This window comes from Pantoea sp. ANP04 (assembly GCF_041982285.1).
GTDB lineage: Bacteria > Pseudomonadota > Gammaproteobacteria > Enterobacterales > Enterobacteriaceae > Pantoea > Pantoea eucalypti.
Window position 1 is genome coordinate 18,364 of record NZ_JAUTYS010000001.1, and the last position, 15,907, is coordinate 34,270.

The 15,907-nt window shown below is 52.1% G+C and carries 10 protein-coding genes; all 10 read right to left on the bottom strand.

The features are described 5' to 3' along the window. Positions 1 to 1,042 precede the first annotated feature (1,042 nt). Positions 1,043 to 2,119, bottom strand: a complete 1,077-nt coding sequence (locus Q7C21_RS00070) for an acyltransferase family protein (RefSeq protein WP_008926847.1) — start codon at positions 2,117 to 2,119, stop codon at positions 1,043 to 1,045. A gap of 462 nt (positions 2,120 to 2,581) precedes the next feature. After that, entirely contained in the window at positions 2,582 to 3,334 is a 753-nt protein-coding gene (gene tcyN / locus Q7C21_RS00075) for an L-cystine ABC transporter ATP-binding protein TcyN (RefSeq protein WP_375150247.1), read from the bottom strand. Further along, on the bottom strand, positions 3,331 to 3,999 hold the full coding sequence (gene tcyL, locus Q7C21_RS00080; protein WP_003854540.1) for a cystine ABC transporter permease: 669 nt from the start codon (positions 3,997 to 3,999) through the stop codon (positions 3,331 to 3,333). Before tcyL ends, tcyN begins: the two co-directional genes overlap by 4 nt. Continuing rightward, positions 3,999 to 4,799, bottom strand: coding sequence for a cystine ABC transporter substrate-binding protein (gene tcyJ / locus Q7C21_RS00085; RefSeq protein WP_033743520.1), 801 nt, complete (start codon positions 4,797 to 4,799; stop codon positions 3,999 to 4,001). The genes tcyL and tcyJ overlap by 1 nt, the downstream gene beginning before the upstream one ends. Before the next feature lie 113 nt (positions 4,800 to 4,912). After that, entirely contained in the window at positions 4,913 to 5,899 is a 987-nt protein-coding gene (locus tag Q7C21_RS00090; protein WP_008926850.1) for a D-cysteine desulfhydrase, read from the bottom strand. Positions 5,900 to 6,116: 217 nt separating this feature from the next. Next, complete coding sequence (fliZ, locus tag Q7C21_RS00095; protein WP_008926851.1) at positions 6,117 to 6,620, bottom strand: flagella biosynthesis regulatory protein FliZ; 504 nt, start codon at positions 6,618 to 6,620, stop codon at positions 6,117 to 6,119. 50 nt (positions 6,621 to 6,670) lie between these two features. Beyond that, positions 6,671 to 7,393, bottom strand: coding sequence for an RNA polymerase sigma factor FliA (locus Q7C21_RS00100; protein WP_003854529.1), 723 nt, complete (start codon positions 7,391 to 7,393; stop codon positions 6,671 to 6,673). 144 nt (positions 7,394 to 7,537) lie between these two features. After that, on the bottom strand, positions 7,538 to 8,506 hold the full coding sequence (locus Q7C21_RS00105) for an HNH endonuclease signature motif containing protein (protein ID WP_078805259.1): 969 nt from the start codon (positions 8,504 to 8,506) through the stop codon (positions 7,538 to 7,540). A 173-nt stretch (positions 8,507 to 8,679) separates the two neighbouring features. Continuing rightward, positions 8,680 to 12,087, bottom strand: a complete 3,408-nt coding sequence (locus tag Q7C21_RS00110) for a glycosyltransferase family 2 protein (RefSeq protein WP_192377700.1) — start codon at positions 12,085 to 12,087, stop codon at positions 8,680 to 8,682. A gap of 118 nt (positions 12,088 to 12,205) precedes the next feature. Next, the gene (locus Q7C21_RS00115) at positions 12,206 to 15,727 is read right to left on the bottom strand and encodes a glycosyltransferase (RefSeq protein WP_375150248.1); all 3,522 of its coding nucleotides are present in this window, start codon (positions 15,725 to 15,727) and stop codon (positions 12,206 to 12,208) included. Positions 15,728 to 15,907 lie beyond the last annotated feature (180 nt).

The window sequence follows — 15,907 nt, forward strand, 5'->3', positions numbered from 1 at the left end:
TCTGACGGCCTCCCTTCCCCGCTTTTATCTCTTCTTTTTGTGTTGGGTACGTCGTCGCTGTAAGTCCGGAGGATTATCTGTGTCTCTCTGCCGGGCAGGAAGAATGGCCTTCCACCCTATCTACTTTTTATCTCTTCTTTTTGTGTTGGGTACGTCGTCCCTGTAAGTCCGGAGGGTTATCTGCGGCTCTCTGCCGGGCAGGAAGAGTGGCCTTTCACACCATCCTCTGTTGGCTCTTCTTTTTAATGTTGATGCATTGCCGCTGATAGCTTTCAAAATTAGCTTTGGCTTTCAAATTACCAGACAACGCTACGTCCGATAAAAACCAGGATATTAAAGGCGGGGGTTTACCTGAGGCATCCGAAGCGCTGAGGAACAACCGGAGGCAAGGATGAGCCGACAGGACGTCGGCGAAAGGACGGAACGCGCCAGGGAAGGCGCGTCCGGACGGTCCGCGGGCCGCAGGGCGTGACGAAGGGACCCCGCAAGGCGGGGCGCGCAGGCTGCCGGACGCCGGGATTGTTAAGGGGCGGGCGTTCGCCCCTTGACGCGTCCGCCTGCACGGACAAACTGAAACTCCCCACCGCCTGGCGGGCGTAACCCGCTCAATGTCAGCCCGCTGCAAAGCGAAACCCGCCATGCCCTTCCCCCGCTTTCAGCGGCCTGAACCTCCCCCACCGGGCAAAAATCCCACCGGCAGGGGTTTACCAGAGGCATCCGAAGCGCTGAGGAATAACCGGAGGCAAGGAGGAGCCGACAGGACGTCGGCGAAAGGACGGAACGCGCCAGGGAAGGCGCGTCCGGACGGTCCGCGGGCCGCAGGGCGTGACGAAGGTACCCCGCAACGCGGGGCGCGCAGGCTGCCGGACGCCGGGATTGTTAAGGGGCGGGCGTACGCCCCTTAACGCGTCCGCCTGCACGGGCAACCTGAAACTCCCCACCGCCTGGCGGGCGTAACCCGCTCAGTGTCAGCCCGCTGCAAAGCGTACCCTGCCCGCTTCCGGGTGGAAGCTACCGCGCAGCCCGCTGCAAGGCGCAAACCTCACCCCCTGCCATGCGCCCGCTTAACCAGTGTCGGAAATACAAACAGCGACTGACCCACGCCGCGATTGGTCAGCGACCAGATAGCCACTGAGCAGAGCGAACACAGACCGACTATCGCCACCGGATAGAAGCAAGCCCAGAGAAACGAAAACCACGCCTGCTCAAACAGATGATGACGCTGCGCGAACAGAATCGCAGACATACCAAAGAACTCGATAAAAATACGATGGATAACGTAAATCTGCAGCGTATTGCGGCCAACCCAGTTGAGATAGCGCATGCTGAAATGCTGATTCAGCCAGCGGCACGCGGCAATACTGAACAACACAGCCAGTACGCACAGGAACAGACTCTTATCCAGACCGAAAATCACATGAATCCCCGCGACCGCTGCCAGTAGCGCCCAGGGCATCAGATTCTCGCGCCGCCACTCACTCAGGCGCAGCATGGTCTGACTCCAGAACGCACCTAACAGGAAGAACAGGAAATATTGGGCCAGACTCTGGGGACCCCAGAACGGAATCACTTTTTCCACCGCGAGGTAATTCAGCAGGATCGCCACCAATACCAGGGCCAGCTTATATTGACGAAAAACTTTGGCACAGAGGAAATAGAGCCCCAGCCCATACAAATACCATGACGTACTCATGGCCATAAAGGTCAGTTTCAGGAACTCGAATAGTGAACCCGCATAGGCGGCATTGAGATTCTGGGAAATGCGCTGGCCGGTAATTTCAGTAGAGATGCCTATGATGGACCACCACTGAATAAAGCCCCATAGAATATAGAGATAAAAGAGATTGGTAATACGACTGGTAAACACCTGTTTCCAGGGCCGGTTAATAATGCCATTCGTCGCCAGCAATCCTGAAACAAAGAAAAAGGCAGGCATACGCAGCGGCGACAATACCGTATTAAACTGTATCCATATTTCGGCAGGAATCCATCCGGCAGTGAGATATTTCATGGTTCCTTCAAAGCCGGGTAAAACCGTGTGGTACAGGACCACCAGCAATATGCAGGCGCCCTTAAGGGTATCTACCCATAATATCTGGTCTGACTTAGTCTGGCTCATTCAATGACTCCTGCTGTGTAGGTCAGAATGCTGGAATGTAAAAGCGAGGAAAGCAGTTTTGCTTTTATGGTTATCCAGCGATTATTCGCCATTGAGCCGAAGTTGAATGTAGCGAAACTCTTAAAAGCCGTGGAGTGGCCCTGCTGCTACAGTTATTTACCTGACCGAACGTTTCCTTACACTTATTAATTGATGAAGCGATACGCTTATTACCGCCACCTCACTCAAAGAAAACGATAATATTCCCTGATGATCGCTAAAATACAAATAAGAGAAAGTGGCATCAGTAAAAGCCATTTAATATCCGATGAAAAGAAAAGATTTGTCAGATGTGCCAAAAGGTTTAACGGCTAAATAAATAGTTATGATATTGCGCCGCACACTCAGGAAAAAGCAGTCCATTGCTGCGTTAAAACAGGCGTACGGGAGGGATAAAACTGCCTTCCGGAGAAGGCAGTGGAATTACTGATTAAGGAATTTATCGAGGAACTGACGGGTTCGCGGCTGCTGAGGGTTACTGAACAACGCTTTCGCGTCGCCCTGCTCGACAATACGTCCCTGGTCCATAAAAATGGCGCGGTCCGCAACGTCGCGGGCAAAACTCATCTCATGCGTGACGATAACCATGGTACGTTTCTCCTCGGCCAGGGCACGAATGGTGCTGAGCACTTCGCCTACCAGCTCCGGGTCCAGCGCAGAGGTCGGCTCGTCGAACAGAATGACTTCCGGCCGCATCGCCAGTGCACGCGCAATTGCCACGCGCTGCTGCTGTCCTCCTGACAGACGGCGCGGATAGCTCTCCTCCTTACCATTCAGCCCGACCTTCTCCAGCAGAGTGCGGGCACGGGCTATTGCATCCGCTTTCGGCTCGCCTTTAACAATGACCGGCCCTTCAATAATGTTCTCCATCACCGAACGGTGCGGAAACAGATTGAAGTTCTGGAAGACAAAGCCGACCTGCTGACGCAAATGACGCACCTGCTCTTTCTGCTTGCTCTGCGCCAGCGCGGCATCGACAGTAATCTCCCCGACGCGGATGGTGCCGCTATCCGGCACTTCCAGCAGATTAATACTGCGCAGCAGCGTGGTTTTACCTGAGCCGCTGGGGCCGATAATCGCCACCACTTCACCAGCGGCAACATCAAGGTCGATGTCGTGGAGCACCGTCTGGCCGTTAAACGATTTCACCAGCTTTCTGACTTCAATGGCGCTCATTTCGACTCCGAATCCTGACGATTAACATGCTGTTCCAGCCGGTTCTGCAACGCAGACAACACCGTTGCCATCACCCAGTAGATTAGCGAGGCCGCCAGATACATGGTGAAGACTTCCAGCGTGCGTGAGGTGATCAACTGCGCCTGACGGAACAGTTCCGGCACCTGAATGGTCGCTGCCAGCGAGGTATCTTTCACCAGACTGATAAAGCTGTTGCCCAGCGGTGGCAACGCGGTGCGCGCTGCCTGCGGCAGAATGACCCGGCGCAGCGTTTGCCAGCGCGTCATGCCGATACTGGCCGCCGCTTCCCACTGACCGCGTTCAATCGATGAAATCGCGCCGCGCAGTGACTCTGAGGCGTAAGCGGCGGTATTCAGGGAAAGACCAATCATCGCAGAGGGGATCGGATCCAGTTCAATGCCAAACTGCGGCAGGCCGTAATAGATCATAAAAAGCTGGGCGATTAACGGCGTGCCACGGAAAATCGAGACATAGATCCGCGCCAGCCAGCGAACCGGCCAGAAGCGTGACAGACGCATCAGCGCCAGAATAAAGCCCAGCAGCAGACCAAAGAACATCCCGCCGATGCTGAGCTGCAGCGTAAACAGCGCGCCCTTTAATAAAAAAGGTGCTGAATCCAGCACCAGTTGAAGACTTTCCTGCATTATTTCGTCACATCCGCGCCAAACCATTTCTGAGACAGCTTGCTCAGCGAGCCATCTTTCTGCATATCAGCAATAGCCTGGTTGACCGCTTTCAGCAGATCGTCGTTACCTTTACGCATCGCCACGCCCGATTCCTGACGAGAGAACGCATCGCCCGCGACGGCCATGGTGTCACCGGTTTTCTTCACCAGATCCAGCGCGGCCAGACGGTCAACCAGAATCGCATTCAGACGGCCAGAACGCAGATCCTGATATTTGGTCGGGTCATCATCATAGGTACGGATGTCTACGCCCTTCACATTCTCGCGCAGCCACTGCTCGTAGTTAGTGCCCAGACCCACGCCCACTTTCTTACCGGCCAGATCAGCCGGTTTGGTGATGGTGCTGGCGTTGGCTTTCATGGTCAGTGCCTGAATACCGGAGACTGTGTATGGCGTAGAGAAGTCATACTTCTTCTTGCGCTCATCAGAGATAGTGACTTGGTTGATCACCACATCTATGCGCTTCGCGTCGAGTGACGCCAGCATGCCATCCCACTTGGTGGGTTTAAGGCTCGCTTTGACGCCCATGTGCTGCGCCAGCTGTTCCGCGAATTCCACTTCAAAACCGGTCAGCTTGCCCTTTTCATCCTGAAAGCTGAATGGCGGATAAGTGCCTTCCAGCCCCACCAGCAGCGTGCCGCGCTCTTTAATTTTGTTCAGCAGGTTTTCCGCTGCAAAGGTTTTAACGTTGACGCCTGCAATCAGCGCCACAGCCATAACGCCCATCACCATCTGACGACCTGCACGAGAAAAGGACATATTCACCCCATTATTGACAGTATTGTGTGTGTGTTCTTATAAGGGCAGCACCGCGTATCGCTGCCTGTTCAAAATGATAACGCACGGAGTATAAACTGTTTTATTCGCTTGTCTCAGACTGAAGGATGATAAGCAAATAACGCCGGTGCCCCGCCCGTATGAATAAACAGCAACGGACCTTCACGACGGAAACGATTCTGGCTGATGCCATCCAGCAGTCCGGCCATCGCCTTGCCGGTGTAAACCGGATCCAGCAGGATCCCTTCCAGCTGCGCCAGCAGTTTTACCGCCGCCATACCTTCATCATTCGGCTCGCCGTAGCGTGGCGCAAAATAGTCATCCCACAGGGTGATAGATGCCTTAACCTGTACTTCCAGCTTCTCTGCCAGCGACTGACGCAGCCGCTCAACCAGCGGCAGCTGCGCGTCAACCTGACGTGAAACGGTGACGCCCACCAGCTCGGTTTCCGGCAGCAGATGCTCCAGTCCTACCGCCAGTCCGGCATGGGTGCCAGCACTACCGGAAGCAACGATCACGGCGGCGAAATCAACCACGCCTTCGCTCTGATGCGCGATCTCCTGTGCACACTCCACATAGCCTAGTGCACCCAGCGCATTTGAGCCGCCGACCGGCACGATGTAAGGACGAAAGCCCTGCGCTTCCAGCCGGGTTGCCTCTTCAGCCAGCTGTTCGGTGGGATTGTGCAGCGCATCCACCATGATCACTTCAGCATCCATCAGATCCAGTAACAGACGGTTGCCGTTGCTCAGGTAGTTTTCAGCGTGTGTACCGATCGGGTTTTCCAGCAGCGCTACGCACTTCAGGCCAAGCCGGGCAGCGACTGCCGCCGTCTGACGCACATGGTTGGACTGAATAGCGCCCGCAGTCAGTAACACATCGGCACCTTCACGCAGGGCATCGGCCGCCAGAAATTCCAGCTTGCGCAGCTTGTTGCCACCCATCGCGACAGGCGTGAAGTCATCGCGTTTGATGAAAATATCGCGCCCCAGATAATCAGAAAGCCGTGGCAGATGTTCTAACGGCGTCGGTGCGCCCAGCAGTTCAAGACGAGGAAATTGGTGTAACAAATGCAAAGACAATGCGGCCTCCGTTTGGGCACGGGAATTATCCTTACAGTGTTGCAGAAGATGCGAAAAGGATCACCCTGATTCAGGTGTCAGCAGATGCGGTGTGACGGAAGTGCAGGGAAAAAACCAGGAGGAAGAAGCGCCGTGCTCCCCCGCCCCTTTTTCCCGGCTGGCGGGAAAAGAGGATTGTGCCACAGGCACGCGGGGGAACAATCGGTGCAGATCAGGCTTACGCCTGCTGCCAGCCTAAGAACTGATCGTACTTGCGCAGCGCAATGCGGTAATTGTTATTACCGGCATCGGGCAAATCGCTTTCCAGACACTGATGCCAGCTATTTCCTTTAAGCTTTTCGGCCGGGAAATTTTTGGCTTTCAGCATCTCATCCAGTCGACGGAGACGCACCACATACTCACGAATCGTGCTCGGGCTCATCTCTGTCTGTTCAAACAGATACTGTTTAAACGCCATAATGTCGAAGTAATTAGGATGGGTATTGCAAAAAATATCACTACAAAAACGACAAAGCGCGGTCAACTCGGGCTGAAGTTTCAGCCACAGCTGTTCATCAATCATCTGGTCCATCCGAGCGATGGCCTCTTTATTGATGATCTGGCCACGAAAAACGAGCGCCATTCGATCTAATACCTTGCCACAGTGTGAACAATTGCTCTGGCTGTGTTTATAGTCTTTAAGATAACGACTTAACGGTCTGGCTTTGGTCTTGGCTCCCATTACTGAGTCCCCGGTTTCTTATAATTTTGAATCGCCAGGAACTGATACTGCTAGCGCGCTCCCGCAAGTCGGGCCCGCAGGCGTTTAATCGCCTGACTGTGCAGCTGGCTGACACGGGATTCACCCACATCAAGCACCGCACCAATCTCTTTCAGGTTCAGTTCTTCCTGGTAGTACAGTGTCAGCACCATCTTTTCACGATCGGGTAACGCTTCGATCGCTTCAATGACGCGCTCACGCAGACTCCCTTCAAGCAACTGGTGAAGTGGATTGGCTTCTTCATGGCCTTCCGTCACCAGCTCCGCGCTGTCGCCGTGCTCTTCCCGATACTCGTCGTAGGAGAAAAGTTGACTGTTGTTGGTGTCCAGCAGGATCTGCCGGTACTCCTCCATTGAAACGTTCAGCTGCTGCGCGACTTCCTGCTCGGAAGCAGAACGCCCCAGTGACTGTTCAACTCTGTGCATTGCGCCAGCCACCTCACGTGCGTTACGACGCACGCTGCGTGGTGCCCAGTCCCGACTGCGAAGCTCATCGAGCATTGCGCCACGAATACGCTGCACGGCGTAGGTGGTAAAGGCTGTACCCTGAAGCGCGTCGTAGCGCTCTACGGCATTTAACAGCCCTATCCCACCTGCCTGCAGCAAGTCGTCAAGCTCAACACTTGCCGGCAGGCGAACCTGCAGACGCAACGCTTCATGACGCACCAGCGGCACGTAGCGCTGCCAGAGCGAATGCTTGTCCATCACGCCTTCGGCGGTATAGAAATCGTTCACGTTGACTACCCTGCGTTAATGAAGTTATCGGCATGATTATGCAATTCTGTAGCGTTTTCGATTGACTGAATAGGCGGGGTAAAACGAGGCTATTTCATTTTTGTTAAGTCAGGGTGCAGATCGTTCTGCACCCATCAATAGAAATTAACGACGGGCGCGAAGCCGTTGCCGCGTGGCGGGTGGTACGGCAGCCCACAGGCTACAGACGCGACCATCCAGCTCCTGATACCAGGGCGCGATATGCTGCCGCGCCTCCTCGCCAGGGTGCACCTGAATCTCTCCCGACTCACCATTTATGCTAATCAGTCGGTTAATAAATAATCGCTGTAAATCGCTGCGTAAAAACAGGCCATTGTCGATGCTGTTATCGGCCAGAACGCCGTCATCGCCTTCCTGCGTATCGATATGGCAGGCTTCCACCCACGGCCAGTTATGGCGTTCGGTCAGCTCGGTTCCGGTCATGACACAGGCGCCGTAGCGGGCTTTTACCCCGGCACTGAATTCCGCCTGACTGGCGCGCTGCAGCACCCGCGCTTTAACCCGACGTCCGACTTCCGTTCCGGGCATGACCGCCGCAGGGACTTTGTGCTGCGGCGTACTCAGCACCACGATGAACTGAATGCGCTGCGACTGCGGAAAACAGGGATCGGCCTGCGGACTGAAGAGCTGCCAGTAAGCGTCATCATCATCCTGATGCATCAGCACCAGTTTGTAGCCGCGACTGTTAATCAGGTTCTGCGCCGTAGCGGATTGCGGATCGATCATCGCGAAAACCTGGCTGCTGCCCATCACTTTCCACAGGTTTTCGCGCTTCTCGTTCTCGCTGCGACGGAAATAGAGGAAAGAGAGATTCTGCTTCAGGTAGTGCTCAAAGCGACGCAGGTAATTTTTTCGCTCGTTGTCATGGGAGATGAACAGCAGGTCCTCCAGCGGACTGTTACTCTCCTCCTGTGCAAACACCGCACGAATTTTTAGCGTACGCAGGCCCGTTGAGGGACTGAGCAACGCGCGGGCTGTCAGCTCTTTCTCATCAGGGTATTGCAAAGCATAACGCCGGGCGATCTCGTCGAAGGTCAGCCGCTCGCCCGGTAACAGGTCGTAATTGAAGCGCATAGACACTCCACAAAGTGAAAATCAAAATTGATGTTGTTCTGTAGAGGGTTATCGGCAGGCGTGGGGGGAACTGTAACGGGGTTGGGTGATCATCATTGTCTGGCTAAAATAAGCCATGGGCTGCGAAAACTTATGAGCAGGACGAATACGCTTACGCACCCATCCCCCCACTTTTAATGATCTTTACGGGTTAGCCATGCAGGCAGTTCCCCCGGCTGATAAATCCATTTTGCATTGACTTCACGATAGATATCTTCACCCAGGCTGCGTAACAAAATTGGATTACTGATCATTTTTTTAATCATAAATCGCCACTGGGACGTTTTATTTTTAATGCGCTTAACGCTCATTATCTCTTTATACGCATCATGATCGCTGGCAAGCACCGGATAACCACAAGCCCCTAACTGCGCAATAACCCGATGCCCTTCCGCCTGATTCAGTAGAGAATCTGAAAGGGGTGCAAGCGCAAGATTTAACCTGAGCGACTGAAAGATCTCCGGCAATCTGTTTTGCGGCACTTTACGATGATATTCGTGAATAGCTGTTTTCCACGCGTCAGGACAGGCACCGTAGACAATCCAGCAGACATCTTCGCTCATCTCTTTGAGAAGTACCTCAATATGTCGCCAGTCTTCCGGTTGCAGATCCGACAGCACGATCCCCACTCTTGGCTTATCGTTATTTTGAGGTAGAACGTGACGAGCCCGGTTGAGATGCTGCCAGTCTGTCCCGAGTTTGTCAGCCTGAAGGACGACGTTTTTGTGGCTGACCAGTTTCAACGCAGCGGTATTTCTCACTACAACTAGATCGGTATTCCGCAGGATCTCATCACGGCCATACAGAGGAGTGTTCGTGCTGAACGACGCCCGGGTCGCCTCAACAATAAAACGAGTGTCGTGGAAAAGATGTCTGTTCCTGAAGAGCCGCAAGTTTTTGTAGGCCATGACATCGCTCAGAACAATACACGTAGGCATTATCCTGTAAAGTTCAGCAGCAGATAAATGCTGACACATTACGGTATGTAAGCCATTGCCGGAATGCGAAACTGAAAGAGCACGTTCTTTCACATGCTGCACTTCCGCAGGGTCACTGGCATTAAACAAAAATAACACATCGGATTTTAAACCCAGCCGGGCTGCTATCAGCGAATGATTATTTTCACGAACTAACTGCCCCTCCTTCCATGAGAGGTTAGGATTAACAACCGCATCACGCGCTAAACGGTCGATCCATTTCTCCAGAAAGAGAGCATCGCCAGATAGGTGCTCTGTGTCATACAGGATGTCATCGCAGCATACCCGTGACTGAGGCACAGCTAATACTACCGTTTCCTGGTCAGATGCCCTCAGCAGCAGATCCCCTATCGCCTCATTTATCGTCAGGAATTGTTCATCCAGCCCGCCGGCTTGATGGCAGGAGGCGGTTCTTAGCATGATACATTCACTGCTAAGCAGTAAATATTGTCGTGGAACGATCAGCTCAGGGGGTGTTAACCCGTTCGTTAACGGTGCTAAATATGACGGGTCGTAATAGCAGCGTACCGCACCCTCAATCACGCCTGGAGAATAGTGATGGCTGCGTTTATCGGTTAAAAATGGCGCGCAGGCCAGGAGGTCAACACGTCCACAATGATTAAGCAAGGCCTCCAGCCACGACTTATTGTTAAAATAGATCCCACTGGAAAGATAAAGTGTAAATTCGCCCCGCGCTATTGAGAGAGCATAATTCAGTGCGCTGACGCTGCTGATTTTCTTATCGACAAAAAAGACTCTGAAGATATCTTCATTAATCGCTGACAGTGAAGAAAGCCATGCTCTGACGCTTTCATCGTCTGACTGATTATCAATGAAAATAATTTCATAATCTTTATCAGTGACGGTATCCACGAACGTCGACAGCAACCGTTTAACGTGATCAATTTCATCCTCTATCACAACAATAACGGTCAGCTTTTTAATGGCTGCACTGTTGTAATGTATCGAAAAAGCATTCTTATCTTTTTCAATCGAGACATGGCTATACCCTCTAAGGGCCAGATGCTCTGCCAGCAAAGCCTGCGTTAACACGTCACTATGATTTGCGGCTGAAAATACTTCTAACAGAGGTAGCGGGATATGCTGAATATCAGCTATCAGGTCCGCATTAATCAGCGGAAATAAAAAATCCATTTCAACCGTCTGAGGTGAAATGTCGCGCGATTTTGCTATCTCCAGACACACTTCACGCCTGAAGAAAGCCCCCCTGGCGAAGTAGTCTGGCGTCGCTAAAAAGTAATCGGAATCAAAATCGGGCAGTAACAGTGATAACGTTTCCCCATCCGCATCTCGCCAGATGCGGTCGGTATAACATACCAGTGAGGTCGCCATTTTCTCGCTGAAAAGAGAGAGGTTGTCGAAAAGTGTCGGGTAAATTCTGTCACCGGCGCGAAGGAACATTACCCATTCAGTCTGATCTTCAGCCAGCAGATCGCTTAATCTGCGGCTGAAATGATCCGGTTTAAGATCCCCCTTGCTCATACCCGCAGTCGCGCAGATTTTCACATCCACGCAGAGTGGTTGAAGTGAGGTAAGTGTTGCATTGAGTGACTGCGGCGATTGCTGGTCATCCAGAACCACTACGCTTAGGGACAGACCGGCCTCCACTTCAGCGCGCGATTTTTCAGGCACGGAATAATGGGCAAGCCATTTTTCCATTGAGACAAACTTTTCTTCACTTTTCTGTTGTGCCGCCGTCTGCGTTTTACTGAAAAAGTGCCTTAGCTGCGCAGAGAAATTGGCTTCAAACTTTCGCATATGCTCGCGAACCTTATAAAGCCCGGCACGCGTATCCTCAAGTTCTGCGGGATCGTCACTAAAGCACACGCCCGCCCCGCCCATATCGCGAATCGATGCGTCAGAGATGGCGAGCTTTTCATAACCTGGGGCGACCAGAGAAACTACCGGCACCCCGCACAGCGCAGCGAGGTTACAGGTTCCTGACCATTCATAGGTGTACATCACCGTGGCCGACTTTAAAATCTCTGCCAGCTCCGCCAGAGGACGAGGATTTTTAACCGATATAATCGTGATATCGTCAGGTAACCTTGTAAAATTAACTTTCTCTTCGGGTACCCGATTCAGATAAAGAAGTTTTGTCGTTTTTACTCTGCCGTCATCCGAAAATATTTCTAAATCGGGGCCTACCATTGTTAAAAAATCAACATCAGGTTCTTTTACAATCAGCTGTGAGCTGTACCAGAAAAAGAGATCCTCTTCTGTTTCATTAAGACGGTTACCATTGAGCAGCGCTTCATGATTTAACATGTAGCGCACACAGACTTCCGCATTCATCGGATTACCCGAATAGATTTCAGGATAAACCGCGACGGGGATTAGCTCCGCTTTTTTATGCTGGTCATACACTTCACCGTTCAGCTTTGGCGTTTGCCAGGCCGGATTGATGATATCGCAGTTAACCATCCACGCCTGACCGCCATGCAGATTGATTTGATGGCAAAGTTTGTGCAACGCCTGAATCCCGCCGGATGACTCACGATAGTCAGGTGAAAATATATAATAGGGATGTTTACATTCAGACATTGCCACTCCGGTCTGCCACATTTAAGAATTCAATTAACCGATCTGCGTTCTGCGCTTTTTCAGACCATCTGAAAAAAGTGATCAGCGAGCCCGAAAAGTTATACGGTGCCGGAATGCATCAGGGTTGCCATGCCTTTGCCCACATGCGCAGATTGTCCCCGGTCAGCATCCAGTTGCGTCGGATCTCAGCCTGCAGTTCTATCCCCATTTTTGCGCTCGCATCGGGATCTGCCAGGTGCATCCGGATAGCATCGCGCCAGTCAATAAACCGGTTATTGACGCGGGTAACCGACAGGTTATCGTCCCGATAGCAGGCCACGTTGCTGCAAATCACCGGCACGCCGCAGGCACCATATTCCAGTAGTCTCAGATTACTTTTACAGGCGTTGAAGATGTTGTCTTCGACCGGTGCCAGTGCCAGATCGAGATTCAGAGACGCGAGCGCTGCAGGATAAAGCGCAAGATCAACGCCACTGTGTATTTCATGTACGTAGGGGCGGAGTTTATCCGGACACATCCCCATAAAGACCCATTCTACTTCTTGCGAAAATTCCCGGACAATGTCGAAAATCATTTCAAGATCACCACGATGGCTCACACCACCAGCCCAACCCACTCGGGGTTTTTTACCCTGCTGACGCAGTGAGTGAAGCTGGCCCCACGCCGCTGAGGGAAGACGATTTTTCACTACTACGATATCCGGATGCATATCCCGCATTGCATCGGCCAGTGGCGCGGTAGAAACCACAAAGCGATCAAAGAAGCTCAGGCTTTTACGTATTAATTTTGCCGTTTCCTGCTTATAAGCGTGACGGCCATGATGTTTCATGGGCAAATTGATGATGTAATCGTCCAGCTCAAACACTTTAAAGACGTTATGAAGTTTACTGACCCGCTCCATCCAGTTATGAAATGCCGGTGCATACCGGCGCTGGATAATCAGACTGTCGGGTCTGAACTGCCCCATTTCACTCAATGTCAGCAGCGTCATGCCGCTTGTTCCCTGAGCAACGCCTTCCGCTATCATCGCCTCAAGCGGTTGTGTAATACGGTAGTGTCCGCAACCGTAAATGTCGGCATTATGCGCCAGGAAGGTGGGCAGATTTTCTGCTCTGACCGGCAGCCAGTTAATATCGTCATTTCTCAATTCGAAGTGGCGACTTCTCAGTGACAGGTTGGGGTTATATGCAGGATCGCAGGCGATAACCGGCATCCAGTCAGCATACATTTTATCTTCTTCCAGTTGTTTTAATTTACTGGAAGTTTGCACAGTTTCATCCGGGAACGGACTGGTGCGTGACGCAGGACGATGCAGTCGGGCATAAGGTGTCCAGACGGTCAGATAGCCCTGTTCCCGTGCCCTCAGACATAGATCAACGTCAGCATATAAGCGCTTATCCTGATCGAATCCTCCCAGCTCATCGAATACCGATTTCCGCATCAGCATCAGATCACCCGAAACAGCACTATAATTCTGATCGACATTCATGCGCCCAAGATAGTTGGCATCGTTGTCGTCATTGCCCCTGAAGACTTCACCCACAGCACCATTTACGCCCAGGACATAGCCCGCATGCCTGATCTTGTTGTCAGATGAGAGATGCTTGCCACCCACGGCAAATACTTCGGGTCGCAGCCCATGATTCAGAAGATTGTCGAGCCATTCACCGTCAGTGACCGCCATTTCAGAGTGCATGAAAAGCAGATAGTCACCTGTAGCCTTTTCTGCAGCGAGATTAGACATGAGGCTGTGACTGAATTTGCCGTTAAAGCTCGCCGTTTTTATACGTGCGGGGTCGACGTTACTGATAGCCGATAACCATTCGTCCCGCTCAGGCGTTCCCTGGTTATCGCAGATGATGATCAGTTCATAATTGTGATAAGTGGTTTTTTCCAGCACAGTGGTTACGCTGCTGATCAGCGACGCGAGGTGCCAGTTAGCCAGAATAACGATTGATACAAGCGGCTTTTGGTGGTGATTGTAACGTAAACGGTAATTAAAGAATTTATCAAGCGCCGCCCGTCCCTCGGGGTAGCCACGGTTATGCAAATGCCGCTCAATAATGGCCACATCTTCCAGGATATCCCTGCTTTTCAGATGGCCAGTTAATAATGGCTCAGCGAGGTGACCAATACCGTCAAAACCCTGTGATTCAATCAGCTTAACAATCAGATCAAACTCGGCCGACGCGGGATAATCGGCATCCAGCCCTTCCGCCGCTAATAGCAGTTCCCGGCGGAACAACCAGTGTTCCGCCATCGTTTTGGGTGAGCTGAGCAGGAGATCGAGATTAAAATCCGGGCGGAACGCAGCACCCAGTGGTACATCATCAATGTAAAAAAATTCATCCGCATAGAGCGCTAAATATGGGTTTTGAACAAGCAGCATTTTACTCAATGCGATGACACCGGAGGCGTGCAGAACACTTGTCGCTTCAACAAACATGACCCAATGTTCAACACGTTGATGAATGATTTGGTTGATGACACTGATTCGGCTCTGCTCTGTTGCGGCATAGCATTCAGCATTTGTTTCGGGAACAATGCCGATGGCAACGATAACCGGTTCAAACCGGACACCCGCTGTCGCAGTCTGACTGATCGAATGCAACAGTGTATCCAGACCGGCGACGGTCTCTGCGGTAACCGTAACGACGACCAGCACGCTGACGGGAGGTGTGTGCGTCGCGGCGAGATCCATTACTAGGGTTTGCTGCAACGGATTCAGGGTGCGTGAATTTCGCCACGTCGCGAGCGTGCTTAGCGTAAAGTTCTTCTGCTGTTCTTCAAAAAGATTTTTGAGGCTGAACAGATCCGGTTGTTCAGGTGAAGCTACGCGCGCCAGATGGGGCGGATGGTCAACATCGATAAACCAGCTTTCATTACGGATCTTTTCATATAATGTCTCGCGCCCAATCCTGAATATATCGTTACTTTCACGCTGATGCGGCTGGAACTCCACGTCTGAAGCGCGCACGCTGCACAGCGGCATGGCAACCCAGAGCAGGTGGCTGTGGCTCAAAAGATGGTGAAAAATCACCAGCGCCGGAATCGCCTGCAATGCTGGTTCTCCGGTGGTGAGCAAAGAGTGATCGATAAAGCTGTTGTTGAGATCGTCGCGGTAAAACAGCGCGGCGGTCATCTCTCCCGGCAGACTGTACGCTTTCAGGGTCTGATTACGCAGAAAATCCTGGCCATTGATAATACTGTTTTCACTGTTCAGGGCCGATGTTGAGATAAGCTCGGGCAGCACTTCACCCTGTGGACCTTTCCGTTCCCGACGCGAGATCGCCACACGGCATGACGGGTGTGCAGTTAAGCCTGAGACTAACGTGGAGACGCAGAGAGGTTTAAGAAGATCGGCATCTGACAGGAACTTGATATATTTTCCGCGCGCTGCGCTGACGGCAGCCTGATAAACCGGCATCGTCCCGTTATCGATTTTTAAATAGCGGAGAAGGTGATCGTATTTGCCAAGATAACCCTCCAGCTTCTTATGAATAAAAGGAGCGTCACTGTAATCAGCCACAATGATTTCAAAATGCGGGTAATCCTGGCTGAGCGCGCTGTCGAGTGCGTCGGTAAACCAGGCTGAAGCCTCTGCGGTAATGATGATGCTGACAAGATCATGTTGATGCATTTTACTCTCTCTCACTGACTCCTCTTAGTCATGATCGACTGAGAGCAGCGCACATTTTGCTTAAGCATAATCTTTGTGGCTGGGTTCAATCGGAGAAGTAAAACAGCAAAGAGGGGTTAATCTGCCAGAATGGCAAGACATACCCGGTTTTCAGCCCCTAAAAAAAACCCCGCCGAAGCG

What these genes read in the sequence shown, in the direction of transcription:
- Q7C21_RS00070 (WP_008926847.1), bottom strand. Translation starts at nt 2,119, where the DNA reads ATGAGCCAGACTAAGTCAGACCAGATATTATGGGTAGATACCCTTAAG.
- tcyN (WP_375150247.1), bottom strand. Translation starts at nt 3,334, where the DNA reads ATGAGCGCCATTGAAGTCAGAAAGCTGGTGAAATCGTTTAACGGCCAG.
- tcyL (WP_003854540.1), bottom strand. Translation starts at nt 3,999, where the DNA reads ATGCAGGAAAGTCTTCAACTGGTGCTGGATTCAGCACCTTTTTTATTA.
- tcyJ (WP_033743520.1), bottom strand. Translation starts at nt 4,799, where the DNA reads ATGTCCTTTTCTCGTGCAGGTCGTCAGATGGTGATGGGCGTTATGGCT.
- fliZ (WP_008926851.1), bottom strand. Translation starts at nt 6,620, where the DNA reads ATGGGAGCCAAGACCAAAGCCAGACCGTTAAGTCGTTATCTTAAAGAC.
- Q7C21_RS00105 (WP_078805259.1), bottom strand. Translation starts at nt 8,506, where the DNA reads ATGCGCTTCAATTACGACCTGTTACCGGGCGAGCGGCTGACCTTCGAC.
- Q7C21_RS00110 (WP_192377700.1), bottom strand. Translation starts at nt 12,087, where the DNA reads ATGTCTGAATGTAAACATCCCTATTATATATTTTCACCTGACTATCGT.
- Q7C21_RS00115 (WP_375150248.1), bottom strand. Translation starts at nt 15,727, where the DNA reads ATGCATCAACATGATCTTGTCAGCATCATCATTACCGCAGAGGCTTCA.